Origin of the sequence: Pelagibius sp. (assembly GCF_965227505.1) — a bacterium.
Taxonomy (GTDB): Bacteria; Pseudomonadota; Alphaproteobacteria; order Kiloniellales; family Kiloniellaceae; genus Pelagibius.
Map to the genome: position 1 here is coordinate 3,757,599 of NZ_OZ245757.1, position 26,584 is coordinate 3,784,182.

Sequence of the window (26,584 nt, forward strand, 5' to 3'; positions counted from 1 at the left end):
ATATGGCGACCATAGGCAGTTTTACGGCTATTCCGGACGGGTACAGCGGTACGATCCGCACCCTGACCGTCAATGTGAAGGCGAAGATCGTCGCGAACGATCAGAAAAAGAGCGAAGGCGCGCCGGACTTCCGGGTCTATGCCGGCCGGGCCGAACTTGGCGCCGCCTGGAAGGCGCAGACCAACGGCGACGGGCCGCGCGACTATCTCAGCGTCCAGCTCGACGACCCGAGCTTTCCCGAGCCGATCCGGGCGGCGCTGTTCGAGGATGACGGCGCAGCATGGCTCGTTTGGAATCGCCGGGAGCGGTAAGGTCAGAGCCTGCATCAGGCAACTCACTTGAGAAGCTGCGGACATGATCGGTCTCAATCCACTGTAAGCCCATCGTCTGCGCCCGGCCCACGAGCTGCCCGAGATCATCCCAGCCGAAGACCGCTCCATCCAGAGGCTTGCGCTGAGTCACCATTTGGTGCATTTAGGTTCGAATCGCACCGAACTGCACAGGTTCGACCTCTGGAGTAGGAGCTGTCGATGGCCAACACGAAGCGGTTCACTGTGTCCGTTGATAAGGCGCTCTATGACCGGCTCGTCGCCGTCACAGACAAGGGGGAGCCGCAATTGCCGAAGCGTTACGTTGTTGAACTCGCGCTGAAGCGCCTATTCGAAGAGCTGGACGGCGGTCAGTTGGATCTCGGGCTAGAGACCCATGCCCCGAAGCGCTAAGCCTCGAAAGCTCCCGGTCATCTCGCTCTTCTCAGGTGCGATGGGGTTGGACCTGGGACTGGAGCGGGCCGGCTTCACTATCGCTGTTGCCGTCGAGTGCAACAAGTATGCGGTCGAGACAATCCGTCTGAACCGCCCCGACCTACCCATAATCGATAAGTGTATTGAGGATGTAACCACCAAAGAGATCCTCAAGGCTGCCGGACTGAAGCCGGGTGACCCTGTCGTAGTCTCGGGCGGGCCGTCGTGCCAGGTCTTCAGTACGGCTGGTCAACGTGGGTCCCTAGGTGACCCGCGCGGTACGCTGTTCGAGCACTTTGTGCGCGTCGTGCGCGAGGCGAAACCACGCTTCTTCGTTATGGAGAACGTCCGGGGCCTTCTTTCCGCTGCTGTGAAGCACCGGCCTTTAGGAGAACGAGGTCCCGGCTACCCGCCGTTGGAACCAGACGAGGAGCTTGGTTCCGCCTTCCGTGTGGTAACAGCCAAGCTAAAGGAGCTTGGCTACTACGTCGTCTTCGACGTTCTCAATGCTGCTGACTATGGCGTGCCGCAGCGGAGACAGCGACTCGTGATTATCGGAAGCAGATTGGGCGAGAATATCCGCATGCCCGCGGCTACCCACAGCGAAACCGGCGACAACGGGCGCGCAACCTGGCGGACACTGAAGGCGGCTATCGGAGAGCTGGCAGAGGACAATCCGGAGTTCTACCAGTTCTGTCCCGCGAAGGAGAAATACCTTAAGAAAGTGCCCGAAGGTGGCAATTGGCGTGATCTTCCTGAGAACCTGCGAAAGAAGGCGCTTGGAAAGGCATATGTGTCCTGGGGCGGGCGGTCGGGCTTCTTCCGCAGATTGGCGTGGGATCGGCCCAGCCCGGCGCTGACGACCCGACCTGACAGCAAAGCGACCAGCCTCTGTCATCCGACCCGGTTGCGCCCCCTGACCGTGCGCGAGTACGCCCGCATCCAGCAGTTCCCTGATACATGGGTGTTTGCAGGGATGGTCCGTAAGAAATACGAGCAGGTCGGCAACGCAGTGCCCCTTGGCCTTGGCGAGGCCATCGGCGAGGCAATCCGAAAAGCAATGAGATCCCGGAAGAAGCGCGGGCGCAATGGGCAGGTTGAGTGCTGGAACACGGACTTGCTTGCAAAACTGAGTCGCCGGCCCCGCACGATCCTGAACCCGCCACGCATGCGTAAAGACTCCGAAGAGGAAACTATTGCCGACTGGCTCGACGACGGGCCGCGTATGCGCGACGATGCCATGAGCTACGTAGCTCCTGAGCTGGCTGATGAACTTCAGTGTTTAATCAACGGGTCGACCCGGAAAGACCGCAATGGCAAGGCGAGAAAGAAGCGGAGCGATCCGAAATCGGCGGCGAAGAGCCGCAAGGATCACGGAAAGGCTGAGGTCCCTCTACGGCTCGCCGCGGCTGAATAATAAGGACGACCCACTCGACGAACTATACTTCATCCTGTTGTCACAGATGACGACAGGGCCGAGTTACGAGCGCGTCTTCGAGCGGTTGCGGCAGGCGGTGCCGTCGTGGCACGATCTGCCAGGTATGCACACCTCCGAACTAGCGGGGATCATCGCCGACGCCGGCCTCGTCAACCAGAAGGCACCACGGTTCATTGCGATCGCACGGAAGCTGAAAGATGATTTCGGCCGTGTGACGTTAAGCCCCCTGGTTTCCTGCGAAGATCAGGACGTGGAAGCCTACCTGACAACGCTCCCTGGCGTGGGGGTCAAGACGGCCAAGTGCGTCATGATGTACGCAATGGGCCGCTCGGTCCTACCGATCGACACGCATGTCGCGCGGGTTGCGACCCGGCTCGGACTGCTTGACGCAGAGGTATCGCTCGGGCGGCGGCATGAGGCTTTGGAAGCTGTCGTTGCCCCGGCGTACCGCTATGATTTCCATGTGAACGCGATCTCCCACGGACGTGCTGTGTGCCATGCAAGGCTTCCAAGATGCGATTTCTGTCAAGCCAGGTCACTTTGTAGCATGGTGAAGTGCAAAGAACTGCCATGCGGGTGACGGAGCTTGGAGATGACTTCTTGATACTGGGTTAACTAGGTTCGGGAAGTGCTACAAGGAATGGATAACTTAGGCATCAAGACATGCCTCATTTCTGGTGGGTGAACCACAATCAGACGGCCCGTCAGGAAATTGATGGTCAGTACCTCTGGTCTCCAAAAACCGAGAGGAACGGCGCGCGTAGTGAGTTCTATAACAACATGCGACGCGCCTCTCCCGGCGACTTGGTTTTGTCATACGCAGGCCAAGTCATAAGGTATGTTGGACGCGTCGCGGAGTTTGCCTTTACTGCGCCCAAGCCTGCCGAGTTTGGTTCGGCTGGAGCCTATTGGAACAATGAGGGTTGGCTTCTTCCTGTATTCTGGACACCATTGAATCCTGCCTTGCGCCCGCGAGATATGCTAGAGGTGTTGGGCCCTCATCTTCCTGAAAAGTACTCGCCGATCCATCCGATATCGGGCGCAGGCAATCAAAAAGCTTATCTCGCTAGTATCTCTGAAGAGGTGTTCGATACGATAGTGGCCAGGGCCGAGTTTGATCGCAATATGCTTACACTCGGTGGCTCAAATAGCCTTACGTACCAAGCAATCACGGAGCACTTGGACGACGTTGCTGAACAGAAGATTTTGAGTGATGTTGGTCTCGAGGCCACCATCAAGGAAAGTGTGATCCAAGCGCGACGGGGACAGGGAAAGTTCCGCGCGAATGTTGAAGCTATCGAACGGTCGTGCCGCATGACCGGCGTAAGCAACCCTTCCTTGTTGATTGCAAGCCACATTAAACCCTGGCGGCTCTGCCAATCTACTGAAGAACGTCTGGACGGTATGAATGGCCTGATGCTTACGCCCGATGCCGATCTTTTGTTCGACCGCGGCTTTATTAGCTTTGAGGATGACGGCGAAGTCCTTGTCTCGCCCCGTGTTGATGGGGACGACCTCCGTCGTCTTGGGTTCCAACAGCTTGTTTGGGAGCACTTTGGTTTCTCAGAAGCTCCGGCAACTTGGCGTACGCGTGGTTTCGCTGATCCTCAGTACAAATATTTAGCCTACCACCGATCTGAGATATTCGTCGACTAAGGTACTCATCGACAAACATACAGCGATGAAAGTTGCCCGCACTGGGTTGGTAGTGCACAGATTCCAATCCGGCGTCGAGACAAGTCACTTGTCACCTGAACCGTGTGGGAATGTCGCCGTGGACCGAACGTCGGCGAGGAAGGATTCACGAGTGACAGGTGCTGTGACCTGATCGCCGAGCAGCGACTGAGCGGCCGCCTCTTTGGAGAGCAGACGGTCGTATTCCTGGATCTCTAAAGTGTCCTCGCATAGGAGCACAAGGTACTCAACGTCGCGGCCTTGGCCACGCCGGTGGATGCGGTCGAGGCTCTGGAGGTAGTGCGCAGCCTGGTTCGAGAAAGACTCGTATATCGCATACCGGGCGCGGTGGAGCGTCAAGCCGGCACCTGCTGCGGCTGGGTTCGCCACCAGCAACATGGCGTCGTCACTTTCCTGGAAGCGGCGTACGGCGTCCCGTCGCATGTCCACATCAGGGACCTGGCCGTCATAGCGTAAGGCGCCATAGCGGCCGTAGCGCTCCACCATCGTGGAGATCGATTGCGTGTAGAAGGACCAAAGGACCACCTTCTCACCCTGTTGTTCGACGAGTTCTTGCAGCAGGTTGTCGAGGGTCAGGAGCTTCGCCGGTATCTCCGCGTACCCTTCGGCAACAGCGGCTGGGTTTGAGCAGACCTGCAACAGTGCCGAGCGGCGCGCAAAGAAGCTTGTGATCTGTCGCTTGAACTCGTCATCGGTCGTAGCTTCGAGGTCGAGCACTAGGTTCTTCAGTGCGGCCTCATAGATCCGGCGTTGGATGGGCTCCATAGGGACGTAGACCCTATGGAACGTCTTCTCCGGCAGATCGGGGAGGACATCCGACTTCAGGTGCCGAACGAACAGCCCTCGCTCATCGATGGTGCGTTGCACCACCGGTGCTGCGGCGCTCCGATCCTCCGGGATATCTACGCCCTCAAAGGTGAGGCCGAAATCCACCAGGTTGAACTGCTGGATCAGATCCTGTGGCGCGTTTGGTGCCGGCGTTCCGCATAGGACAAATGCCCTGTCACACCATTCCCGAAGGCGGCGCAGCGCCCGCGTCCGCTTCGCATCGAGAGATTTGATGAAGAACGATTCATCCACCGCCAGGACATACCGGCCGCGCCCGGCACGCAGGATCGCTTTCAGTTCCGCCTCCATCGCCACAGCTGTCTCGAAGTTGGTGACGAGCACGTCAGCACCGCTGTTGAGCGCCTTGCGCTTGTCGCGGGCCGAGCCGGCTATGACCGCCACCTTGTAGATATCGCCCCGGAACCGCGCGAAGTCCCTCGGCCACTCGGGGACCATGCTCTTCGGCGCAACGATCAGCGCGGTATCGGCTTGGTCGCGGGCAACGAGCAGGTCGAAGGCGAAAATGAAGGTGACTGTCTTGCCCGCGCCCTGTTCGTCGAACACACACAGCCCGAGTCCGTCCGGCATCGTCATGGCGGCGACGTTGACGACCTGGTGTGGGTCGAGCACGCCGAGACCAGCGCTATCCGGGATGTGTGTCGCAGCCACTTCAGGATCGCGAGCCTTGATGTTCCGGAGCCTAGCCAACAGTTGAGGGTGCGCCGCGTCGGCCCGTTGGCGGTTGGCAACGAACCGCTCGGTATCGGCATTGAGGCGGAAGTCGATGTCTTCCAGCCGATCGAAGACATACGCCGCATGGCTGGCGGAGATACGCACACCGTCGGCCGTCCGCTTCGAGACCGCCGCATCTGGGAGCGCTTTCTTCAGCATCCGGACGAGGTCGGAACCTTGGCCAGGGTCCCGCGGTGTGAGGTAGAGCGTGTCCAACACGTCCGACATCCGGACATCGGCGACGATCTTCGTTCCAGTCAGCATCTATTCGCCCGCCGCGCGTCTGCTATCGGCCTCTGCAGCCTCTCTTAGGTATTGCTCCACGAGTTGCAGCACGCCATGCAATCCCTTGAGGTTGTCCTGGGTAATGGCGCCGGGTTCTTCTCTCTGGAACGTCTTGACGGGCAGGTCTTTGAACCAGTCAACGAACACCTTAACCCGCGTGTTGGCGCCCAGCTGGCGCTGTTCGGCCCTCGACGCACGGGCGAGACCGCACCCGTCGTTCACCAGTTCCTGACCAGCTTCGACGTCAGCCTCTTCCCGGGCACGACGCAGGCAGGCGAGCGCATCCTCGTTTTGGTACACGTACTTCAGGTCACGGATCTTGTTCCAGTTCTGGAACTTCCCTTCGTACAGCAGGTCATAGACGAGGTGCTTGAAGGCGTCGTCCTGGTTCAGGGACCAATAGACACCGCCGGACCCCTTGCCTTTGCCGAGTTCGTCGAAATACTGGAAGTACCGCTCTGCCCGGTGCTTGACCGCGTACTTATCCTGGTTGCGCTCCGAGACGTGGTAGTCCTCGAATTCCTCCGCGAGACTCACCATCGCGATTTTCTTGCTAACTTCGTCCACGCTAAGCGCAAACCGACGTGCGATTTCTCTCTTCATCTCGCGCTGACGCGTGTTGCTCGGGTTGGCCCGCGGCTCAAGAGCCAGCATGGCCTGCCAGTGTTCGTAGACCTTTCGGGCTTTGACGTATTCCGGCCAGTCCTGCTTGTAGTCTGGCTCGAAGTTCAGCGAAACGATTACGGAGTCCCTGTCGGCGTCCGTCGCATGTTCCGTCAGTTGCCAGACCTGGAGCCACTCCGCACGACGCTTCTCTTCAGCAGAGAAGTCCGGGCTGTTCAGGATGAAATAGCAGGCCGAGACGCGACGGTTACCATCGAGCAGGGTCCCGTCGATATCGATGATCGGCGACTTCCGCACTCCGTTCACCGCGATGCTGCGGGCAAGTTCACGGATGGCGAACTGGTCATCGTCCGTGATGCCCGGCAGCTTCAGTTTCCCCAGCATGATGTCGAGGAGCTCGTCAGAGGTGGGCGCACGGCCATGCACCTGCTGGAACTGGTTGAGGTGGATGTCGATGCGTTCGTTCTCGTCCCAGACCCTGATGTCACGGGTGCGGACGAACCCCTCCACGACTGGGATCTCACGTTCGTGGAAGACCGGGCTGGGCTTGACCGGCCTCGGCTGGATGCCGTTGTACCCCTGTAGCAGGAGTGGCGCCTTGTTGCAGTCTGGAGCACGACCGGGCGTCAATCCCAGGCGGGTACGGGTGGCCATGACCTGATTGATGAATCCCTCCAGGTCGCGGCTGAGCACGGCCACGCCACCTTTGTCGCCCCGATCGGCCGCACCGCTGCGGACAACCTCGACGACCCGGGTCAAGAGCGAGCGGGCCTCTTCCGTCGGCAAAGGATCCCCGGTGCCGGCTACTAGGATTTCCTCGACCGTCTGACCCACATCGGTTGACACGCGATGGGCGGCTTCGACCAGCGCTCGGAATTCGTTGGCGATATCGTTCTGCATGTCACTCATAGCTTTTGTCCTCACTCGGTCGTCATCGTTGGACTGTCGTCGGCATGCTCAGCACCCGGCAGGTCATCCGGGAATGTAATTCCCTCACGGCGGGCTTCACGGCGCAGTCTGCTGAACCCCCGCCCGAGCAGCGTCCTAGCGGCATCCGATGAGATACCGAGAGCGTCGCCGATATCGGCAGGCGACAGGTCGGGCACGCCGTGTTCGACGGCATCGATCACCAGTTCCATGACACTAACGACCTGGCCCTGACCGATCCTCGGCAGCAGGCGGCGCGCAAGCCGGATCGCCTCGGCACGCCGGTGTTCCGCCAATTCCTCCCGGTCGAGGCGTTCGGCGTCGGTCGACGGCGTCTCGCCTGGGATTCCGTCGATGTCTCCATCACCCGCGGCCCGGAGCGAGTGGTCGTCCCGCCAGCGATCATTTGCCTGGTTGTCGGCTGCTTTCCAGAGCCAGGCACCCAGACTCCGAATAGCCCGCCCCTGCGTGAGCGCGTCATAGGCGCCGTCAACGGCCTTGGCGACGGTGTCTTCGATGTCCATCCTGGGCAACTGGCCCCATTTCGCGTCAAGGCGCCGAACCAGACCGTCAAGGAACCCACTGGCCGCCAGAGCCTCAATCATGCGATCAGGCTGGCGGTCTTCGGCCGCTTTCCGAGCAACCGTAAAGAGGTCGTCGGATGAAGTCGGCTTGGGCTCGTCGTCGGGGGCTGGTTGGGTCACAGTGCGCCTCGGGCAGTCTCTCCAGGTTTAGGAGCCGGACGCGTTAGCCGTGCCCCTCATCTATAAGTCTCCAGCCGAAACAGGTTTTAGCTGAAGAGTCGATGGGAAGGACGCATGTCGCCGAACGGCGACATGCGTGAATGTCGGCGAACGCATACATCACTGCTTGTCGCCGAACGGTGACATGTGTATGATGTAAGCGAACGGTGACAAATCGGAGAAAATGCCATGTTGATCCGCACGCCCCGGGAGTTGGGGGCTGTCATCCGCGAGCACCGGCGCCGGCACGGTCTGGACCAGAAGGAACTCGCATCAAAGATCGGCGTCAGCCGCCAGTGGGTGGTCGAGATGGAAAAGGGGAAAGCGCGAGCCGAGGTTGGGTTAGTGCTCCGCGCCCTTGATGCCTTGGGCATCCGTCTGTCTCTTGATAGTGCTCGCCAGACCGATGCTACCGAAACAGAGCCGGAGATCGACATTGACCAAATCGTAGACAATGCGAAGGGGAAGGGTCGATGACGGATCAGTTGGTTGCTCTGCTTGGCGGACGGGCCGTCGGGCATGTTCGCCGCGACCGTCGGGGACGCCTCTCCTTTATCTACAACGATGACTGGCGCGATGCGCGTGGTGCGTATCCACTGTCAGTGTCGATGCCCCTGGCCGCAGCCGAGCACGGGCATGCCGCTGTCGAGGCATTCCTTTGGGGCCTCCTGCCCGACAACGAGTTCGTACTCGACCGATGGGCGCGGAAATTCCACGTCTCCGCTCGAAACGCTTTCGCTCTCATATCTCATGTCGGCGAAGACTGTGCCGGTGCCGCGCAGTTCGTTCGATCAGAAAGGTTTGAAGCATATGTCGGGACAGATCCGGGCGCGGTGGAGTGGCTCGACGAGCTAGGAGTGGCCGAACGGCTACGTATGCTCCGAGCAGACCACTCAGCTTGGCGAGCGCCACGGGACACAGGCCAGTTCAGTCTGGCTGGTGCCCAGCCGAAGACAGCCCTGCTGCTCGAAAATGGACGATGGGGTGTGCCTTCTGGGCGCGTACCCACGACGCATATTCTGAAACCCCCGACAGGTGAGTTCGACGGACACGCTGAGAACGAGCACCTCTGTTTGAAGTTGGCGGGGCGTCTCGGCATGCCGACTGTTTCCTCAGACGTTATGCGCTTCGAGGACCAAACGGCGATTGTTGTTGAGCGCTATGATAGGCGCCACACAAAAAAGGGGCTGATCCGAGTTCATCAGGAAGACATTTGCCAAGCTCTCAGTGTGCTTCCGACGCGCAAATATGAAAACGAAGGTGGGCCGGGACCGCGCGCCGTTATCGACCTGCTGCGAGAATACTCAGGAGCAAGAGAGGAAGATGTCTCGACATTCGTGGACGCACTTGCTTTCAACTGGCTGATTGCAGGCACTGACGCGCACGCTAAGAACTACTCTGTTCTTATTGGACCGAGCGGTCGGGTGCGTTTGGCGCCGTTGTATGACCTCGCTAGCGCATTGCCTTATGACGATATCGACATACAGAAACTCAAACTCGCAATGAAGATTGGCCGCAACTATCGCCTGCGCGATGTTGGCCCGAATGACTGGCGCCGTTTCGCTATGGACGTCCGACTAGACCCAGATGCAGTTGTCGGGCGCTTGGCGGTCCTTGCTGAGCAATTGCCCGACGATGCGATAGCCGTTCGTGACGACATGAAGTCTCAAGGACTAGATCATCCTCTGATCGGACGCCTCGCCGACCGTTTGGCATCTAGAGCGACAGTTTGCTTGAAGAGCTTTCAAGTCACCTCGAAGAACACCTCTGGGGGCTCGTAACGCTTGGGTCTTCGATGTCACCCAGGGATTCTCTGGTTCGCGCAACAACAGAGTTGGTTCGCCGCATGAAGGCTAGCAACAGAAACCTGCTCGAAGAAATCCACAATGAGCACCGTCTCCTAGCGATTCTTCGTGTCTTGTTGCGCTGCCCCGCGTACATGTCGAATGCTCTGTTACTGCACGATTGGCTTAGCCGATTGGGGCTTGCCGCAAGTCACGATGTCATCTGTGCCGACCTGCAACGGCTCCATGAGTTGGACCTCTGCACACTGGACAAGGAAGGTGAACTGATCCGGGTCGTCCTGAGGGAGCGGGGTCAGGAGGTTGCCGAGGGGCGCGTGCTAGTCGAGGGCATACTTGCGCCCGGACCGGAATGCCCATACTGACAGGAGGCATCGGGACGGCTCAAGGTCGGCCGGTGTATCAAGGTCGACGCTTTCCATCATTGCATGATGGGCTGAAGTGACGAGGCAATCAAACTGCACGATTCGAGAAAGGGTCAATCATGGCGCTTCTTGGACCATCATGCCGCAGCTTGGAAAAGCCCCTGCTGCTCACGACGGTTGCGGGCCCCCGCAACCAATTTGCGCCAAGATAATCCAACAAGATCAAAGACTAAACAAGGCGGGCCAAGAGTCCGCTTTTTTCATGCGACCAAGAATCAATGACTTAGCCTGCAGGTTCAAATCACCCCGCAACCAACATGCGTCCAGACTAGCGTACGACCAGAGTAACCAGGTGGCTGGGCTAAGCCCTTTATGACCATTGAGCCGAAAGAGCGATTGCGCTGGTTAGGTCGGTGACTTTCGTTGGTCTGGGTGCTAGCTCGACTGGATCGCTGCTGCGCATCGCATGACAGCTTCGAGACCAAAGCACCGAATGCTGCGCGAAGCTCGAATGGGTGCAGTTCGGCCAGCCGTCGGTAGATTCCGAACTGGTGATCCAGATGCTGAAGGTCGGTCATGGTCATGAGATCCGCCGAGAGAGTAAGCTTCGCCTGTTGGTTCGTCTCAACCTCCGCTTATCTCTGGCTTTGCAGACTGGACCTACGCGATACTTCCGACAACGGCTGCATAGGCATCGATCAAACCAATGCCGTGTTTTGCATCTAGTCCAGCCGGTCCAAGATCAACCGCTGTTGACTTCATGTGTTGTAAAATATCGTCGGGAGACCAGTCGGGATGAAGCTCCTTGAGGAGTGCAATAAGCCCAGTCACATGAGGACAGGCAAAGCTTGTCCCTGCGCCTCCCGAAGCAAATCCGCCCCCTGGAATCGTGGAAGTGATATCGGAGCCAGGTGCGACAAGCTCTACGGCCATTCTAGGTTCCAATTCATCCGGCCCATAGGACGACGAATTCCACCATGTATCATCTGATTGCGTCCCACCGACAGCGATGAAGTTTGGGCATCGTCCAGGGTTAGTTACCCAATGATTGGCAAATGCGCCGGAGTTTCCGGAAATGCCGACAACGCTACAGCCAGCTTTATTGAGGATTTCAGCTCCTCTCACCATGTCCGGCCAGGGCGCTTCTTGGGGGTCATCTGCTCCACTGGTTTTCCATTGGCTGATTGAAACGACGTCCAGGTTGCGATTTGCCGCCCACATCATCGCAGCAAATATGTAGTCGGTATTCCCGGCCCCATTCTTGTTGACGCGCAAAGCATACAAGTCGCAATCCGGTGCCACGCCGACAACGCCGGTACCGTTGTTGCGTGCTCCGACGATTCCAGCGCAAAAGGTTCCATGAAAGTCGTTGCCGTCATGCCAATTGTCGGTGTCTGGATGAAATGTCTCTCCCTCAACAATTGGGAGATCGGGGTGTGCGTTGTCGACTTCTGAATCAATGATGCCAACTTTAACGCCTCGACCCGTTGCCGTTCCCCAGCAACGATCAGCACCTGTCCGCTTAATGTGCCAAGGGATCGTTTGAGCAGCCGGTGTGGCTTTGAAGCTCTCTCGCGTGAATGTGTTCGTCGGGTTTTCGGATGGATCCCGCATCACATGGTCGATTGGGCGGATATGAGAAATGGCACTGTGACCACTTAGCTTTTCTGCCGTTTCCTTATCCAGTTGAGCATAGCAGACACCCGCGTCTTCGAATATGAGAGCGCTCGTTCTTATATCGTTTCTATTCAGTCGCGAAAGCTCGGTAAAATCCGTCAAGTCTTCCGGCTGACACTTCAATGCCTGTGATGCTTCAGAGCGGTCTATATTTATGTTTTTAAAAACAATGGTGTATCTAGACACTTCAATTCCTTTCAGACTGCTTATCGGAGAGACCGCTTAAACCCAATTCCTCGTAGACATCGGCCAAGCCCACATCGCCCGGTCCAATAATGTAGGACATGTCCCCGTCAGGTATGCCCCAAGCTCGGGTGCTGTTAATCTGTCGTGATGTGCTGCGTTCGGCGTAGTCAAATGGGAAGATGAAACCAAATTTTTTCAAGTACCAATTGGAATTCGCCTCCTCGGGCATGATCGATGCACCTGAGGCCCAATCCATCCTTCTTCCAACAAGATCCAGGGCACTGACCGCGGCCAAGTCATCTCCTGTTCGCAGTGGGTTCTGGCTTGTCACCTCCTTCAGGAATACCCGTCGATCAAAATCCGCGAAAAGAGTGATTTCCTGCTGTGGAGTACCCTTTAAGGGCAAAGAGACGAAGATCTCTTCTTCACCTTTGCGCGCTGAGTGAAACCTCAATTCCCGGTCGTCGGTGGGCATGGTGAAGGTGAAGGACGTGCTGTCCTCAAGCAGGTTGAACCGGGCTTCTCGCGTCGACGGCAACCAGTCTTCGTTTGAAGACAGACGAAAGATCACATCTTCGTTTTTCAAGCTGGGATCAGTCGCCCCGCGTCCCTGGCGCTGTTCAACCAGATAGTCGTAGATCTTCTTACCGACGACATCGGCGTATTCCGACAGAAATGGTTGATCCATTGGATATTCAAGAACATAGACAAGTGCTACGGGCTCAAGGGGATAGTATTGTCTCACCGCTTGGTAGCTGATGTTTTCAAGCCTGTCGGTAAGCTGTTCCTGGCGCTCTTGATTCTTGCGGCTGCTTTCGATGACATCGAAGATCTGAAAGAGCTGCGCGCCGCCCGATATCAGGACACCGATAAGGGCCAATGTGATGACCCTCCAACCCTTTCGGGTTAGCGCGCCGGTCGAATCTGAGGTCTTCATATGGTCGGTTCTGGTGGCATACACTGCCACTGCCGCAGAGAGTATCACCCCCAAGAATTTGAAAACTTCGGCGATAATCATCCTTCGACCATAGGCTGGATGATGCCAATAATAGACCTCCCATCATCAACGGGTTCTGGCATCAGAGTGCTGTGAGTTGACACATCGGCCCGTTTTTTATTGCGGCGCGGGTCCTTCGATCGCGGCAAGGCGCACTCTTCCTGGATGGCGTTGTCAATCTTTTGGATGCGAACCGAGCCACCCTGCGAGCTGATGTCGTTACGTAAATCTTTGAGCGCTTCGGCTTTGGCATCATAGGTCCGTTTGGCTCTGCCGGAGCCTTCCTTCTCTGGCCGCCACTCCTCTGAGCTGCGGTCCACTTGTCGAGTGTCATTAGAGCCTCGCGTCCTGTAGCGACTATATCTCCAATGGCAAACGCGCATTGACGGTGGGGTTTCCGACTGAACTTAATGGGAATGCATGTGGCTTTCCATCTCTTCCGAAAACGTCGATTTTCACTTCCATCTTCGCGCCCAAGATTTTCTTGATGGGGACTTTGAAATCCATGTTTATGAGTGCGTTGTCGCGGCAGGTAGGGCAATCAACGGGCGCTGTTGACTGGAAGAAACTGCGTCGCGCGACCGATTTGCCATTGGCGATCAACTGCACGCGAAACGAGCCCGGAATGACAAGCCTGTCGATCCCACGTATGCGAACAGACATGGTCGGGCTTTCAGCGGCGCGAAAACCGCGTGCAGCTAGAAGACTGCCGAAATTATCGACGGCTATTTCCGGGACACCTGTGTCGGGCTGAGTATAGGTGATACCGAGGGCCTTCAGATCAATGGTCTGATCGGCGGTCATGAAATTCGGCCGCATGCTGTTCAAAGGCGCAACAAAGAATATCCCAGTTGAGTGATCGGCAAAGGTTGAGCGGAAGGTCCAAAGCGTCGTCGCCTGCATGATCTGCTGCCACCGCCACCATAGGCGGTCCCAATTAGCGTGGAAGAACCAGAAGAGTGGATCGAACGAGGCGATGTCGGGATGTGTGAGGCTTGGACCACAGGCGGGGTGGCCGGAATCATGGGCGCCCTCGATTTCTGCGTTGAATGTCTCCCAGCTCGACTTTTTTAGGGCCTCTTCGATCGTCGCTAGAATGCCTTCGTCTTCGAAGTTCTTTGCAATCTTCGACGCCGAGTAGCGTTCGGTGGCATGATCCTTAGGGTAGGCGGGATGGACGGCCCTCGGAAGCTTGTAACTCTTGAACGGTTTCCGATTCATCCAATCGGGCAGTTTTTCGGCGAAATCCCAATATGGTAGAGTGACCGTGTTGCAGCCCGGCACGGAGCGAAGCGCATCTTCAAACTGTAGAAGGTAAGCGCGGTGCCACATATGGTAATGCGCCACATGGTGCTGACAGTAGGCTTCGTCAGGCGGCGTGTTCGGATACCAGTGAATACCGGCGATCTTGAAGTAGCCGGTTGGATCGTCGGTGCCCCGATCCATTATGCCTTCGAACGCTTTGATCAACAGCTTGACGTCGTCTTCGCTCAATTCGGAGATTGAGCGGCGTACCCGGTCCGCGGTCCCCGTTTTAGGTTTCTTTGGTGTCGGTTCCCCGCGCGGGTGGCCATTTGTAATCCAGTTCAAAAAACTCTTTGATCTGTCCTCGTCCCAGCGCCGGGCCACCGGTTTGGGCATGGTCGCGTTTGGTGGCCTGGTGATGGAATAGACCTCAATGGCAGCGTTCTTGAGGGCAGTATAGGTCGAGTAATCCTTGCCGCGCGGAAACATGCAGTCATGGTCTTCGGCTTCGAAAAAGTGACGAATATGCTCCATGTAGGTTGGGTTTCTAACCTCGGCCATGTCATCTCCTTAGCCGGACGGCTTTTGGATCAGGGTGGGGGTGTTTGAATGTCACGCCGGAGTAAGTTGGCGAGCAAGCCGTCGCGCAGGCCGAGGGCCCACCGTAACAGATCTCTCGCGCTGTCATCCGCGTCATTGAAGTACGTGTCGAAATCTAGATCGAGGTGGAGCTCCATATCCGAACCTCTCGATTCTAGTCGTGGTCTTCAGAAATGATGAAACGCGCGGCAACAGGTATATGATCCGAATGGCTTCGCGTGAAATTTGGTATTCGTCGATCAGTGCGGATGACAATCTGCTCGCCGAGATCGCTGGTCGGCGCCAAAGCAGTGGTATCAGAGGTCACGATGATGTGGTCGAGTGTCCGCTTGCTCGCGACACGGGTCAGCGAATTGTCTTCGCCATATTTGTCCTGCATGCCGACGGAGAGTACATCAAGCGCGCCATGATCGAGAAAAGGGCCAAGCCCTTGCGAGGCCTTTTCGCCATTTAGGTCGCCAAAGATGAAGTAGTCGATCTCGCTTGTTGCACCCCGATCCTCAGAAATCCATTGGGCGAGACGCTCTGCGGCAGCCAGGCGGTGGGCATTGCCCTTGTCCTTGTAGTCAGAATCAGTGGCTTTCAGGTGCACATTGGCGCAGCGAAAATCAAAAGCCTGTTGACCGTTTCGGATTCGCACTTCGGTGACATGCGGGTCGCGCAAGAAGATATCCTTTGTCTTTCTTCTTCCATCGCGGAGTTCAACCTCAATCTCGCCCGAGAAGAGACCACGGCGCACCCGGACCGGCTGCACAGTGGTGGTGTCGGTCCGATAGATGCAGCCGCACTGCTGACCGCGGCCGTGCACGCCCTGAAACGTGTAGTGGATAGAAGACATGCTGTTGAGCTCATAAACGACCCGCTTGAGCGCATCGATGTCGACTTCCTGAAGGGCCCAGAAGTCGCACCGCATATCGCGGATCAGACGGGCGACGCGGCGAAACCGCGAGGAACGTCGTTCACTGTGTAGTTGCTGGATGTTCCACGTCACGAGGTCGGCAAAACGGCGCGTCCCACGGAACGTATCAACGACGCGCACGAACGGATCAATGAGAGGGCCCACGACGCCCGGTAGATCAAGACCTGCTGATCCGAAGAGTCCAGCGGGGGGTACTTGAACATCGATAGGATCGACGGCCACGGGCGGTGTGGAAACCGTTTCGGCTGGAAAATATTTTTTTGAATCTTTCGTACCGATCAGCGTCTCGAGTGCATTCTGCCGTTCGGCATAGGAGTGGGGCAGGTCGTCGGTACGTAGCTCGCGCATGATCTCACGCGCACGACTGACGTCAGCGGGTGCTTCCTGTCGCCCTTTGAGGTCGGCAAAGGGGCTAAGCCAGCCAAGGGCTCTGACATAGTCAATATGGTCCGCAGTGGAGTTGCCGCGACGGCCGCGCAATTTCGCACGTTCGGCCGCATCATCGAGCACATGCCAGGCGTCCAAGTCGGCCAACGGATGGCGCAAATAAAGAGCTCTGAGCGATCCGGGCGTGTCCCAAACTGTTTCCGCAAAGTTCTCGATGGCTCGCGTCGGTGTATCAACCGTCAAGGACACGGGTGCAGATTCGGCAACCTGGAAACCGTCGACGCCGGCCAGTCTTCCGCGCAGGACATAACGTCCGGGTTTGGTGAAGATGGGTCCGTCGGCACTGATAAAGAGGGGCGCACCGGGATGACCGGTCAACTCTTCTCCCGGTAGTAGCGCAGTGCGCTCAGCTTTGGCGCATAGGCGCATGGGCGGCCGGAAGTCAAAAGTGCGCCCGTCCGGTTCGGTAATTTCGATCTGCAGAAAACCTTCGATCGGGTCGAGTTTGGTGGGAACGGCGCGAATTTCGCGACCGACATTTTTGAGCGCAATGCGCGTAAAGACTGGCTCGCCGAGTTCATAGGTCGATTTGAGCGGGTCCAAGGTTAGGCTGAGGTCGTGCGTCGTACGGAGCGGGTTTAAACCTGGGGCTGGGCGACGAGGATTGGCCTGGCCTCCGAAGGGTGTGCTTAGCCCGTCTTCATATCGACCAAACTCAAATCCTCCGGGAAAGATCTCGCGCCGAGTGCCATGCCGCAGATGATCTAGCTCTTGGTCATCAAAGACGTGCTCGAATTGTGACCAGAATTCGTTTGATCCGTCATGATCCTCCGGAGCTTCGTGGCCAAACGGGAAAAGGTCAGGATAGTTCATGAACGACATGGCGGCTGGGCGGGTCTTGTCGAAACTGTGGAGCATGTTCAGCGCATGCCCGACCTCATGGATCAGTGTGTAGGTAAACTCACGATCCCGCGCTGCGACGGGAACACGCGGATCGGAAAGAAGCGGGTGATCGTGAAAGATTGCCACACCTTCGCGCGCGCGGTCGTTCTCATCAGCGTCCCGCCAATCATACATTATGCCTAGGACACCACGATTTCGGGGCCCGGCCATAAAGCCACAAACGAAAACATGGGTTTGTAATGTTCCTGGTCGCGGACCGGTGCGGATCTGCTCCATCGCCCGATGCATCTCGGCTGGCGTCCAGCCTCTCGTTTCCTGCGCTCTGGGCGCAATCCATCCAAACCGGTCTTGGCGAATGTCGACATCAAACCCAACGGCCTCGTAAGCTGAGGCGAGTGACACGACTTCACCGTTTCGAGCGGTGAAGGATGTCCGGACATCGGTTCCTTCCAGACCGTCGATTTCGATCGACAGCATGCGATATCGGCTGCTTATCCACCGGATTTCGCCGGCGATGGTGTCTCTGAGGCTGCCTTGCAAATCTACGGTTAGCTGAAAGGAGCCGATGCCCCTGTCATCGACATCGATCCTGAGGGATCCGGTATCGAGTCGTGGATGGCCGATAAAGGAGAGGGGTGCTTGGACAAAGCTTGTCGGGGTTTCAGGCCTAGCAGCTTCGCCGCGAAACCCTGCGACAAACTGATCTTGAGCGAGGATATCGCCGCTGAGTATAAGTGCCCCCCCACGAATCTCAGCGCGAATGTCAAAAGTGATTTGACCACTTTCAGCTTGGTAGCGCCCGGATCTCATTTTCAATCAACCTCCTGGAAATCAGTGCCATGGAGAGCGAGATTTGAGATTTTAGAAACAACTTTGCATGTTTGTGACCATAGACGGAAAAGATCTGAAGGCTTCTGAATCAGCTCACGAACGACACTCTGAGCGTGATTGACTAAGTTCCTAGATATCCAGATGAACAATCAGTATTCGCTAGTCATTGCATCATGTCGCAATTAAGAGAATTTTTCTAGGGCACATCGACTCATGATTGCGGGTTCGCTGCTGAGATGCAGTTTGGGCGACCGATCGGAGTGCTATTTCTGCTACAAACAAGGTTGGGCCGGTCGGCGGCCCTGATGTCCCCGGATTGTGGGAACGCGAGTCGAGCTGGACGACAGTTGTTAGACGGTTGGGGATGCAGGCAGCAGTCGGAAAGCCCATGAAACTTGGCTTGTTTCGCTGACGTTCATTTCCGTGCAACGGCACCCTAACTTCGATACCGTGTGACCGCAGGAGGGTCGCCTTGGGGAATCGAGCCTCAGGCAATGCTTAGTCAGCCAAATGGCATGTTTGGGCCGTAAGCAAAGAAGATGCGCCGTTGACTGGGCCAAGATGGACAATCATGCCGCTGCTTGGAAAAGCCCCTGCTGCTGTCGACGGTTGCGAGCCCACGCACCCGTCGATATCAGCACGGCATTGCCATGTGAGGTGACTTGGCCGAGCACTCCATGCTCCGGCAGCGAAATCGCGGAGGCTCTGACCAGTTTGATCGACTGTCACGAGGCGGCGGCCGACATCGAAATTCCATCAGCAATTCGGTCGGCGGCCGACTTGATCGGATCGTTGGCCAGATGAGCATAGCGGGCCGTGGTCTGGATTTGTGAGTGCCCGAGCAGCTTTCCGATCATCGGCAGACCCTCACCGACAATCAGGCCACGGCTGGCGAACGAGTGTCGAAGGTCGTGGAGCCGTACGTCATCAAGGCCGGCCGTTTTTCGAATGCGCCTCCAGGGGTGCTGAAGATCTGTGAGGCGGCCTCCGGACTTCTTTCCTGTGATGACGAACTCGTTGTCCTCAAGCTTCGTGATCGTCTTGAGCCGGTCGATCGCCGCCGTGCCGAGATGGACGGTCTTGGCACCCGTTTTCGAGTCGGGCAGACGTAGCTCTTTGGCGTCGAGATCAACAAACGCCCACTTAAACGTCATGACCTCGTTCAGCCGACAACCCGTCAGCATGAGCAGCCAGATCGCATTGATCGCTGATTGGGTTTCTGTCTTCTCGGACTCGGCTTTGCGCAGCGCTTTGCCAAGCTGCTTATACTCTTCGTCGGAAAGGAAGCGCTCACGTTTTTCCTCTTTGTATTTCTTCACGTGCCGGCAGGGGTTCGACCCGTCCGGGCGAAGACCCCAGATTTCGGCAAGATTGAACATCTTCGACAGGACGCCGAGTGTCCGATTGGCTTGGTACGGCTTGTCCCGCAAGCCGTGGTGCAGCTTGGCGATGTCGGTGCGCTCGATATCGATGATCTTCCGTGTGCCGATTTCCGGGTTGATGAAGAGTTCGACCGAACGCCGATATTCGCGCTCGGTCGTAGGGCGACAGTGGGTCGGTACGTATTCGTCGAGGAAGCGTTGCCCGAGTTCCTTCATCGTCGGAGATTTCCGCATCCGAGAGTGCTCAGCGGCCGGGTCTTGCCCGGCCTTCGCCTCGGCAATGATGCCCCGCGCCTTGGTCCGAGCCTGCTCGACGGTCATGGGACCGTGAGTGCCGATCGTCATCTTGATCTGACGGCCGCGGCAGCGGCATTTGACGATGTACGATTTTCGACCTGTCGGACGCACTCGTACGCCGAAGCCCGAAAGACCATCGTCCCAGTGGACGATATCGGATGCTCCCGGCTTCAAGGCGTCGACTACACGCTTGGTAAGTTTCGGCATCTAGCGGCTCCTCGCTGCGCCCTGCGCCGGCTTATTCTGGGTACCATATGGGTACCACTTAGACGCAAGTTCGCGCTATCTGCCGCCTAGTTTATCAAACGGAGTGAGTCAAAATAACCCTTCTTTTACAGCACTTTATCCAGCATCCGCCACTTTCGTCCACCGTCGGGAAAACGGCCTTAAACGAACTCATAACCTGAAGGTCGCAGGTTCAAATCCTGCCCCCGCAACCAAACGCAAAGAAGCCGCCCCATGGGCGGCTTTCTTGCGTTTCGGCCTGCAGGGTCAGGCTCCGAGCCCGCGCCCATGAAGGCCAGAACTGCGACCAGCGGGAGCGCCCATACCATGAAGGCTGAGAGCGTAAAGAAAGCGCTCCAGCTGCGCTGGATCCCTATCGGGATGGAGCGCTTTTAGCTCGAAGGGCGAGCACGGCAAACAGGCCGCGCGCAGGCTGCGCAAGGGGCAAATCCTCAACCCGAAACCAATAAAGCCTCCTGGTCCGCCGCAGGGTTTCCTGAGGCGGATCCATTAACCCGAAACCGCTTTCGGTATGCGCGCGTCCCTAACGAACTTGGCACATCCTGGCAGCGGCTTCAGCAGGGTCTGCAGGGGATCTCCGCGCTGAAAAGATAGCCTGCGCCATGCACTGTGACGATCCACTCCGGAGACTTCGGGTCGGTCTCGATGCGTTTTCTCAGCCGAGCGACCAGAACGTCGATCGAACGGTCGTTGTGAGACCACTCGCGCTGACAGATGCTGCGAGTCAGTGAGGTCCGGTCCAGGACCTCGCCGGGATGGGTCAAGAACACCGCAAGAAGCCGGGCTTCGGCCGCAGTCAGTTGATGGGTCGTCCCATCCGCAGTCAGGCGGCGTGTCGTCTGAACCAACCTGAAAGGACCGTGCTCGATTTCCTGCGTTCTGCCCGGGAGAAGCGAGACGTCGCGCGCGACGAGAAGATTTCGGATACGCAGCAAGATCTCGGAGGCGCTGAACGGCTTGGCGACGTAGTCCTGTGCGCCGAGCCCAAGCCCCAGCGTCCGATCGTGCTGGTCATCCATCACGCTCAGAATTATGACGGGGCAGCCTGACTTCTCCTTAACCGTCTGAAGAAGGAGCAGGCCGTCGGCATCCGGCAGCCTGCGATCGAGGATAACGAGGTCCCAGGGGCTCTGGCGCAGCCGCTGCTCGGCCTCTTCCGAACTTTTGGCCCCGCTGACATCGTATCCCTCGGCCAGGAGCGTTTCGCGCAACAGCACTTGGACGACCGGATCGTCGTCCACCACAAGAATGCGGTTTGGGTGTCGACCTCTGAGGGCCCGCCGCGGTGTGGAGGCTGCCTGCGGGATCATCCGGCAATCTCCGCTGCCAGGCTGCGTGCCTGGCCCGGCGCGGCGCGCAGTTGCGGGTCAAGGCGTGCCTGCCATGCCGGGAGATCGGGTTGATTCGGTCCGTAGCGGCATTCCAGTTCAAGATCTCGAAGCATGGCAGCCAGATCGGTGATTCCCATCACCGCGCAGCTGCTGGCGACGCGGTGGGCCTGCTCGGCCAGGCGGCTTACATCGCCACGTTCGATCGCGCCGCGCAGCTTCGCGATTTCGCTATCCCATTGAGCGGTGAACGCTTCCGCCATGGCGTCGACAACCCGGGGCGACAGTTCCGAGAGACTGCAGGGTGTGTCCAACTTCTGTGCGCCAGAAGGAACCGGCGACGGGAGTGGCCCCGGCGCCCGCACGGCGGCGGTCAGATCCGCGCCGGCAATCGGCTTCGCCAACAGGGCGTCGAAAGGATGACCGCCGTCACAAGCCTTTTCCACCATATCCGCATTGGCCGTCAGAGCGACAAAGCGCGGGGCGGCCGTTTTTGCAAGGTTGCTTCGAAGGCGGGAGACCAGCATCGCGCCGTCACCATCGGCAAGATGGTAGTCGACGACGAAGATGTCGAAGGTGCCAGCCTCGGCGCAGGTCAGCGCATCTGCAACGCTTGCCGCCTCGGTCACCGCGATGCCATCGCGTCGCAGCTGGTCGGCGGTCACCATTCGGCTGATTTGATCGTCATCCACCAGCAGGCAGCACAGATGATCCGCTTTGGGCATGGCATCTGAAGCTTCGGGTCCGGGGACGGCGCCTGTTGCGGCCGGGTTCCGAAGGTGACCATAGGGCAGATCGAACCAGAAAGCGGCACCGCCGGCACGGCGGCTTCGAAAGCCGATCGACCCACCCATCGCTTCGATCAACCGCCTGGAAATCGCCAAGCCGAGGCCGGCCCCGCTGCTGCTTGCCGTGCCGGGCGAGCGCGCCCCGAAGGGTTCAAACAGCATCTCCGCATCGCCGGGCAGGATGCCCGGCCCGTTGTCCAGAACTTCAAATCTCAGGAAGCGTTGCTCCTGGACCGACCGACGGCGGCGCACGGCGATGGTAACGCCGCCGCCGCAGTCGTGGCGGATGGCGTTGGAAACCAGGTTGGTCAAGACCTGCTGGGTCATTTCCCAATCGATCACGACGGCGCGCGGTAGATTGCGGGCAACGGACAGGGTCATGGGGACCTTGGCCCGACGCGCCCAGACGGAGGCGAAATGGCCGTACTCCCTGAGAACGGTGTGCAGGCTACAAGGCTGAGGTGTGGGTTTCGGCGGCCTTGATTCCAGGCGCGAGAAATCGAGCACCTTGTTGAGGGTCTGTAACAGGTGGCGGCCTGCGGTCTCGATCGCATCGACATAGGGCCCTTGGCACTCGCTATCGGCGTCGCGCAAAAGCTCGCTCGCGCCCAGGACGCCATGCAGGGGGGTGCGTATCTCGTGGCTCATGGTGGCGAGAAAAGTCGACATGGCGCGGCGGGCGCGCTCTGCGTCCTCTGTCGCACGGCGATGGGTCGTAACGTCGTGGAGGATTACGACATAGCCAAGCTCGGTGTTATCCAGGGCATCGTGAATGCCGCGCTCGCGCAGGTCGAAACACATCGGTCCCCGACGGGTGTCGAGCCAGATCGAACGGTCGTCGCCTTCGCCGGCCGGCGCTGCCATTCTCAGAACTTCTTCCAGCGGTGTCCTGCGGCCGCGCATGGACGTCAGGTAGACGATTTCGCCCGCATTGGCCTCGCCAACGAAGAGTTCCGCGGCGGCCTGATTTGCGTTCAGCAGCCGCCGTTGCCGGTTAAGCAGAAAGGCCGGATCGCGCAGGCTTTCGAAGACTGAAAAGTAGCGGTCTTTGTCAAGCGCCACACTCCTTGCCCGCGCCTGCAATTCCATCAGTCTCTCGTCCTCGGTTGCCTCGGCCCAATCCGCCCCGACGCTCAGCTCCGCCGCGTCGAAGAATCCCTGCAGTCGATCGCGGGCCCGGGTCGCGAGGGCGGTCTCGCCAGGAAGGTCATCCAAGATGTCCAGGTAGAGATTCCTGAAGTGCTTGAAGAGCCCGAGATAGAGCTGCAGCGTCACCCCCATCGAGCGGTGGCGCTTGGCGACCTCGCGCAAGAGGGTGAAGCGCGGATCGCGCTGAAAGTCGAGCTCGGCTTCCGGTTTAAGGATCATGGCCACTTCGCTGGCGAGGTAGGTTGCCAGGCATTCGTTCAGCGTATCGACCGCCTCAATCCAAGCCGCCCGGATTGTCGTGGTGTACTGCGCGTAGCCATAGTCCTTGGCCACCTGGATCGCCAAGTCGACCAGCGTTTCGCGCTTGTCGCGAAAGAATCCGGGCAGCACCGCCAAGCAGTGGGCAGCAGCATCAACTTCCGAGAGATCCTGGCGGGCGCTGCACGACATCTTGGTGCTTTTAGGCCAGCGAAGGCCCCCTCCCCTGATGTTCTTTGTTACCACAAGTACAGCACTCCTCGCGGATCGCCGCAATCGTGCAGGGGGTCACGATTACAATCGGTTTACAACTTTTCACATGACCATAGCCTTCCAGATCGCGCTTCTGGCTATCCTTTGGGGAATGAACACGATCCGTCGCCCGAGGCATCGCTTCCCATAGCGGCCTTGGAAAAGACGGCTGGCCAAGGGGAGGAGTGATCATGTTGCGGGTCAAACGCCGCGATTTCCTGAAGGCATCGAGTCTTGCTGGCGCCGGCGTGCTCGCGGCGAACAATGCCTGGTCGCTCAATCGTCTGGAGCCGATTGGCGATACCTTGGACGAGGAATACCCGTATCGCGATTGGGAGGACCTCTACCGACGCGAGTTTACCTGGGACAAGGTCGGCAAGGCGGCACACTGCATCAACTGCGTCGGCAACTGCGCCTTCGATGTTTTTGTGAAGGACGGCATCGTGCTGCGCGAGGAGCAGCTCGCAAAATACCCGCAGATCAATCCGAACGTGCCGGACGCGAACCCGCGCGGCTGCCAGAAGGGCGCGATCCACTCAGCAGCGATGTACGAGGGCGACCGGCTGCGCTATCCGCTCAAGCGCGCCGGCGAGCGTGGCGAGGGCAAGTGGCAGCGCGTCTCCTGGGATCAGATCACCGAGGAAATCGCCGATAAGATCATCGACATCTTCGAGAAGTACGGGCCCGGCAAGATGATGACCCATACCGGCTCCGGGAACCTTTCCATGGTGCGTCTCGCAGCACCCTACCGTTTTGCCTCGCTGCTGGGCGGTGTGCAGTTGGACATCTTCACCGACGTCGGCGACCTCAATACCGGCGCTCATCTGGCCTACGGCAATCCACTGGAGAGTTTTACCTCCGATGCCTGGTTCGATGCCGACTACATCATGATGTCTCTGTTCAATCCCAATGCGACGCGCATCCCCGACGCCCACTATCTCTGGGAAGCCAAGTACAACGGCGCGCGGGTTGTCTCTGTGGCGCCTGACTACAATCCTTCATCCATCCACGCCGACCTCTGGCTGCCGATCAAACAGGGCGCCGATCCTTTCCTCGCCATGGCCTTCGTCAACGTGATCATCGAAGAGGGGCTGTACAAGCCGGCTTTCGTCAAGGAGCAGACCGATCTGACGGTCCTGGTGCGCCAGGACAATGGGATGTTGCTGCGCGAGGCCGACCTCAGGGACGGCGGCTCGGATCAGGTGTTCTATCACTGGGATCTTAAGAGCGGCGCGGCGGTTGCGGTCAAAGGTTCGATGGGTTCCGAGGAGAAGACCCTGGCGCTGGACGGCGTCGACCCGGCCATCGAGGGCAGCTTCGAGGTTGAGGGGATCGCCGTTACCACCGTCTTCGAAAGAGTGCGATCTGAGGCGGCGAAGTTTACACCGGAAGCGACCGAGCCCGAGACCGGGGTCGAGGCAGAGACCGTTCGCCGGGAGGCCCGTCTTTTCGCCAAGGCCCGTAAGGCGATCCTGATGACCGGGTTCAACATCGGGCGCTACTCCAACGGCATATTCACCGGCTGGGCCCAGGCCTTGATGCTGGCGCTGACCGGCCACGGCGGGAAGGCCGGCGGGCTCGATACATCCTGGGTCGAGTGGAACCATGGCAAGCTTCTGGAGCTTGCCCTCTTCGGGTTCCAGAAGTTTCCGCGCCTGGAGGCCGGTGGCCTCGGCGAGTTCCTGCGCGGGCACATGATCGAGCATGCGCGCCGGCACTTCGACAACGAGAAACTCAAGGCCCGCGTCGGTTTCGACCTCGACGAGATGGAGGCGATGATCGACGAATCCGTGACTGAGGGCTGGATGCCCTATCACGGCGACATGAAGGGCCTGATCTCCATCGCCGACAACAAGTTCCGCCGCAACAAGCATGCTGACAAATACCGCGAGCGGATTCTCGAGGAGGTCCAGGAGCTCTTCGTCAATATCAACGTTCGGATGGACTCGACTGCAGAGTGGGCCGACTACCTGCTGCCGGCCGCCAGTCACTACGAGGCCTGGGATCTTCGCTCCGTCGGTTTTCACCGTTTCGTCAACGTCTTCTCCCGGCCCGTCGAGCCGATCGGCGAGGCAAAGCCCGACTGGGAGATCATGGTGCTTCTGAGCAAGAAGGTTCAGGAACGCGCCCTTGCCCGCGGTGTCGGTGCCTATCAGGACGGTAACGTCAGCCGCGATCTGCACACCATCTACGACGACTTCACCATGGGCGGCACACTGCTGACCGACTACGACGCCACAAAGTGGCTGGTCGACAACAGCGCCGAGTTTGGCGGCGTGAGCCTGGAAGAAGGAGCCGAGCAGGGGTTCTTCGTGATGAGCGCGGCGGGCGGCGCCAATCAGCCGATTCCCGCGTCCGAGCCCTACAACCCCTTCGTCGCCCAGGTCGAGGGCAAGAAGCCCTATGACACCTTGACCGGCCGCATCACCTTTTACTGCGACCACCCGCGCTTCATGAAGCTGGGCGCGGCGACTCCTACAGCGCGCCACCATGCCGGGCGCGAGGCGTCGAACTATCCGCTGTCATTCTATTCGCCGCACACCCGCTGGGGTATTCATTCGAACTGGCGGTCGAACAAGTTCATGATGCGGCTGCAGCGGGGCGAACCCAACATCTACATCAGCCCGAAACTGGCGGCCGCCCGCGGCATCGTCGACGGCGGCCGGGTTCGGGTCTTCAACGGCATCGGGGAGTTCTTCGCCCAGGCCAAGTTCTACCCCAGCATACCGGAAACCTCGATCATGATGGAACACGGCTGGGAGCCCCATCAGTACGAGCAAGGCAAACCCATGAACAACGCCATGGCGACGCTGATCCAGCCCCTGGAGCTGTGCGGCGGGTGGGGCCATCTGGGCTTCAAGCTTTGGAAGTATAACGCCAACCAACTGGCGCACGAGAGCAGCGTGGATGTCGAGCCGGCCTAGGCGTTTCAGCGGCACGGTGCTCCATAGGGGATT

19 protein-coding genes and 1 pseudogene are annotated in these 26,584 nt (G+C 58.7%); 8 read left to right on the forward strand and 12 right to left on the reverse strand.

What is annotated here, in order from left to right; genetic code table 11:
• Window positions 1-2 precede the first annotated feature (2 nt).
• The 4 genes and pseudogenes from ACO06P_RS17690 to ACO06P_RS17705 all read left to right on the forward strand — a co-directional run.
• Window positions 3-311 carry a DUF736 domain-containing protein gene (locus ACO06P_RS17690; RefSeq protein WP_420346540.1) on the forward strand — a complete coding sequence of 103 codons (309 nt, stop codon included), beginning with the start codon at window positions 3-5 and terminating at the stop codon, window positions 309-311.
• Between the two features lie 219 nt (window positions 312-530).
• On the forward strand, window positions 531-722 hold the full coding sequence (locus tag ACO06P_RS17695; protein ID WP_420346541.1) for a hypothetical protein: 192 nt from the start codon (window positions 531-533) through the stop codon (window positions 720-722).
• 46 nt (window positions 723-768) lie between these two features.
• A complete protein-coding gene (locus ACO06P_RS17700; RefSeq protein ID WP_421938139.1) occupies window positions 769-2,160 on the forward strand; it encodes a DNA cytosine methyltransferase in 1,392 nt (463 codons plus the stop codon).
• A 46-nt stretch (window positions 2,161-2,206) separates the two neighbouring features.
• Window positions 2,207-2,515, forward strand: a pseudogene (locus ACO06P_RS17705) (endonuclease III domain-containing protein); the annotation flags it as partial.
• On the opposite strand, the gene ACO06P_RS17710 reads toward ACO06P_RS17705, so the two are convergent.
• The gene (locus tag ACO06P_RS17710; RefSeq protein ID WP_420349719.1) at window positions 2,516-2,644 is read right to left on the reverse strand and encodes a hypothetical protein; all 129 of its coding nucleotides are present in this window, start codon (window positions 2,642-2,644) and stop codon (window positions 2,516-2,518) included.
• Window positions 2,645-2,844: 200 nt separating this feature from the next.
• Here ACO06P_RS17710 and ACO06P_RS17715 point away from each other — a divergent pair, with 200 nt between their 5' ends.
• Window positions 2,845-3,837 carry an HNH endonuclease gene (locus ACO06P_RS17715; RefSeq protein ID WP_420346543.1) on the forward strand — a complete coding sequence of 331 codons (993 nt, stop codon included), beginning with the start codon at window positions 2,845-2,847 and terminating at the stop codon, window positions 3,835-3,837.
• An 84-nt stretch (window positions 3,838-3,921) separates the two neighbouring features.
• Here the strand turns inward: ACO06P_RS17715 and ACO06P_RS17720 are convergent, their stop codons facing one another.
• Genes ACO06P_RS17720 through ACO06P_RS17730 form a run of 3 tightly spaced genes read right to left on the reverse strand, consistent with a single transcriptional unit; the run spans window position 3,922 to window position 7,976 of the window.
• Complete coding sequence (locus tag ACO06P_RS17720; protein ID WP_420346544.1) at window positions 3,922-5,700, reverse strand: DEAD/DEAH box helicase; 1,779 nt, start codon at window positions 5,698-5,700, stop codon at window positions 3,922-3,924.
• On the reverse strand, window positions 5,701-7,254 hold the full coding sequence (locus tag ACO06P_RS17725; protein WP_420346545.1) for a hypothetical protein: 1,554 nt from the start codon (window positions 7,252-7,254) through the stop codon (window positions 5,701-5,703). It abuts the gene before it with no gap.
• Between the two features lie 11 nt (window positions 7,255-7,265).
• Entirely contained in the window at window positions 7,266-7,976 is a 711-nt protein-coding gene (locus ACO06P_RS17730) for an RNA polymerase sigma factor (protein ID WP_420346546.1), read from the reverse strand.
• A 228-nt stretch (window positions 7,977-8,204) separates the two neighbouring features.
• On the opposite strand from ACO06P_RS17730, the gene ACO06P_RS17735 reads away from it, so the two are divergent.
• Both ACO06P_RS17735 and ACO06P_RS17740 read left to right on the forward strand, forming a co-directional pair.
• Window positions 8,205-8,492, forward strand: a complete 288-nt coding sequence (locus tag ACO06P_RS17735) for a helix-turn-helix domain-containing protein (protein ID WP_420346547.1) — start codon at window positions 8,205-8,207, stop codon at window positions 8,490-8,492.
• Window positions 8,489-9,796: a type II toxin-antitoxin system HipA family toxin gene (locus ACO06P_RS17740; protein WP_420346548.1), complete on the forward strand. Its 1,308-nt coding sequence runs from the start codon at window positions 8,489-8,491 to the stop codon at window positions 9,794-9,796. Before ACO06P_RS17735 ends, ACO06P_RS17740 begins: the two co-directional genes overlap by 4 nt.
• Window positions 9,797-10,842: 1,046 nt before the next feature.
• On the opposite strand, the gene ACO06P_RS17745 is transcribed toward ACO06P_RS17740, so the two are convergent.
• The 8 genes from ACO06P_RS17745 to ACO06P_RS17780 form a co-directional block, all read right to left on the reverse strand.
• The gene (locus ACO06P_RS17745; protein WP_420346549.1) at window positions 10,843-12,045 is read right to left on the reverse strand and encodes a S8 family peptidase; all 1,203 of its coding nucleotides are present in this window, start codon (window positions 12,043-12,045) and stop codon (window positions 10,843-10,845) included.
• Between the two features lies 1 nt (window position 12,046).
• Complete coding sequence (locus tag ACO06P_RS17750; protein ID WP_420346550.1) at window positions 12,047-13,063, reverse strand: hypothetical protein; 1,017 nt, start codon at window positions 13,061-13,063, stop codon at window positions 12,047-12,049.
• Window positions 13,060-13,362 (reverse strand): DUF2188 domain-containing protein, encoded by a 303-nt coding sequence (locus ACO06P_RS17755; protein ID WP_420346551.1) that lies wholly within the window; start codon window positions 13,360-13,362, stop codon window positions 13,060-13,062. The genes ACO06P_RS17750 and ACO06P_RS17755 overlap by 4 nt, the downstream gene beginning before the upstream one ends.
• A gap of 37 nt (window positions 13,363-13,399) precedes the next feature.
• Complete coding sequence (locus tag ACO06P_RS17760; protein WP_420346552.1) at window positions 13,400-14,848, reverse strand: tyrosinase family protein; 1,449 nt, start codon at window positions 14,846-14,848, stop codon at window positions 13,400-13,402.
• Between the two features lie 193 nt (window positions 14,849-15,041).
• Entirely contained in the window at window positions 15,042-17,906 is a 2,865-nt protein-coding gene (locus tag ACO06P_RS17765) for an endonuclease/exonuclease/phosphatase family protein (RefSeq protein ID WP_420346553.1), read from the reverse strand.
• Between the two features lie 746 nt (window positions 17,907-18,652).
• Window positions 18,653-19,813, reverse strand: coding sequence for a tyrosine-type recombinase/integrase (locus ACO06P_RS17770; RefSeq protein ID WP_420346554.1), 1,161 nt, complete (start codon window positions 19,811-19,813; stop codon window positions 18,653-18,655).
• 593 nt (window positions 19,814-20,406) lie between these two features.
• Window positions 20,407-21,162 carry a response regulator gene (locus ACO06P_RS17775; RefSeq protein ID WP_420346555.1) on the reverse strand — a complete coding sequence of 252 codons (756 nt, stop codon included), beginning with the start codon at window positions 21,160-21,162 and terminating at the stop codon, window positions 20,407-20,409.
• Window positions 21,159-23,567, reverse strand: coding sequence for an ATP-binding protein (locus tag ACO06P_RS17780; RefSeq protein WP_420346556.1), 2,409 nt, complete (start codon window positions 23,565-23,567; stop codon window positions 21,159-21,161). Before ACO06P_RS17780 ends, ACO06P_RS17775 begins: the two co-directional genes overlap by 4 nt.
• A 251-nt stretch (window positions 23,568-23,818) precedes the next feature.
• Between ACO06P_RS17780 and ACO06P_RS17785 the strand changes: the two genes are divergently transcribed.
• On the forward strand, window positions 23,819-26,551 hold the full coding sequence (locus ACO06P_RS17785; protein WP_420346557.1) for a molybdopterin-dependent oxidoreductase: 2,733 nt from the start codon (window positions 23,819-23,821) through the stop codon (window positions 26,549-26,551).
• Window positions 26,552-26,584 lie beyond the last annotated feature (33 nt).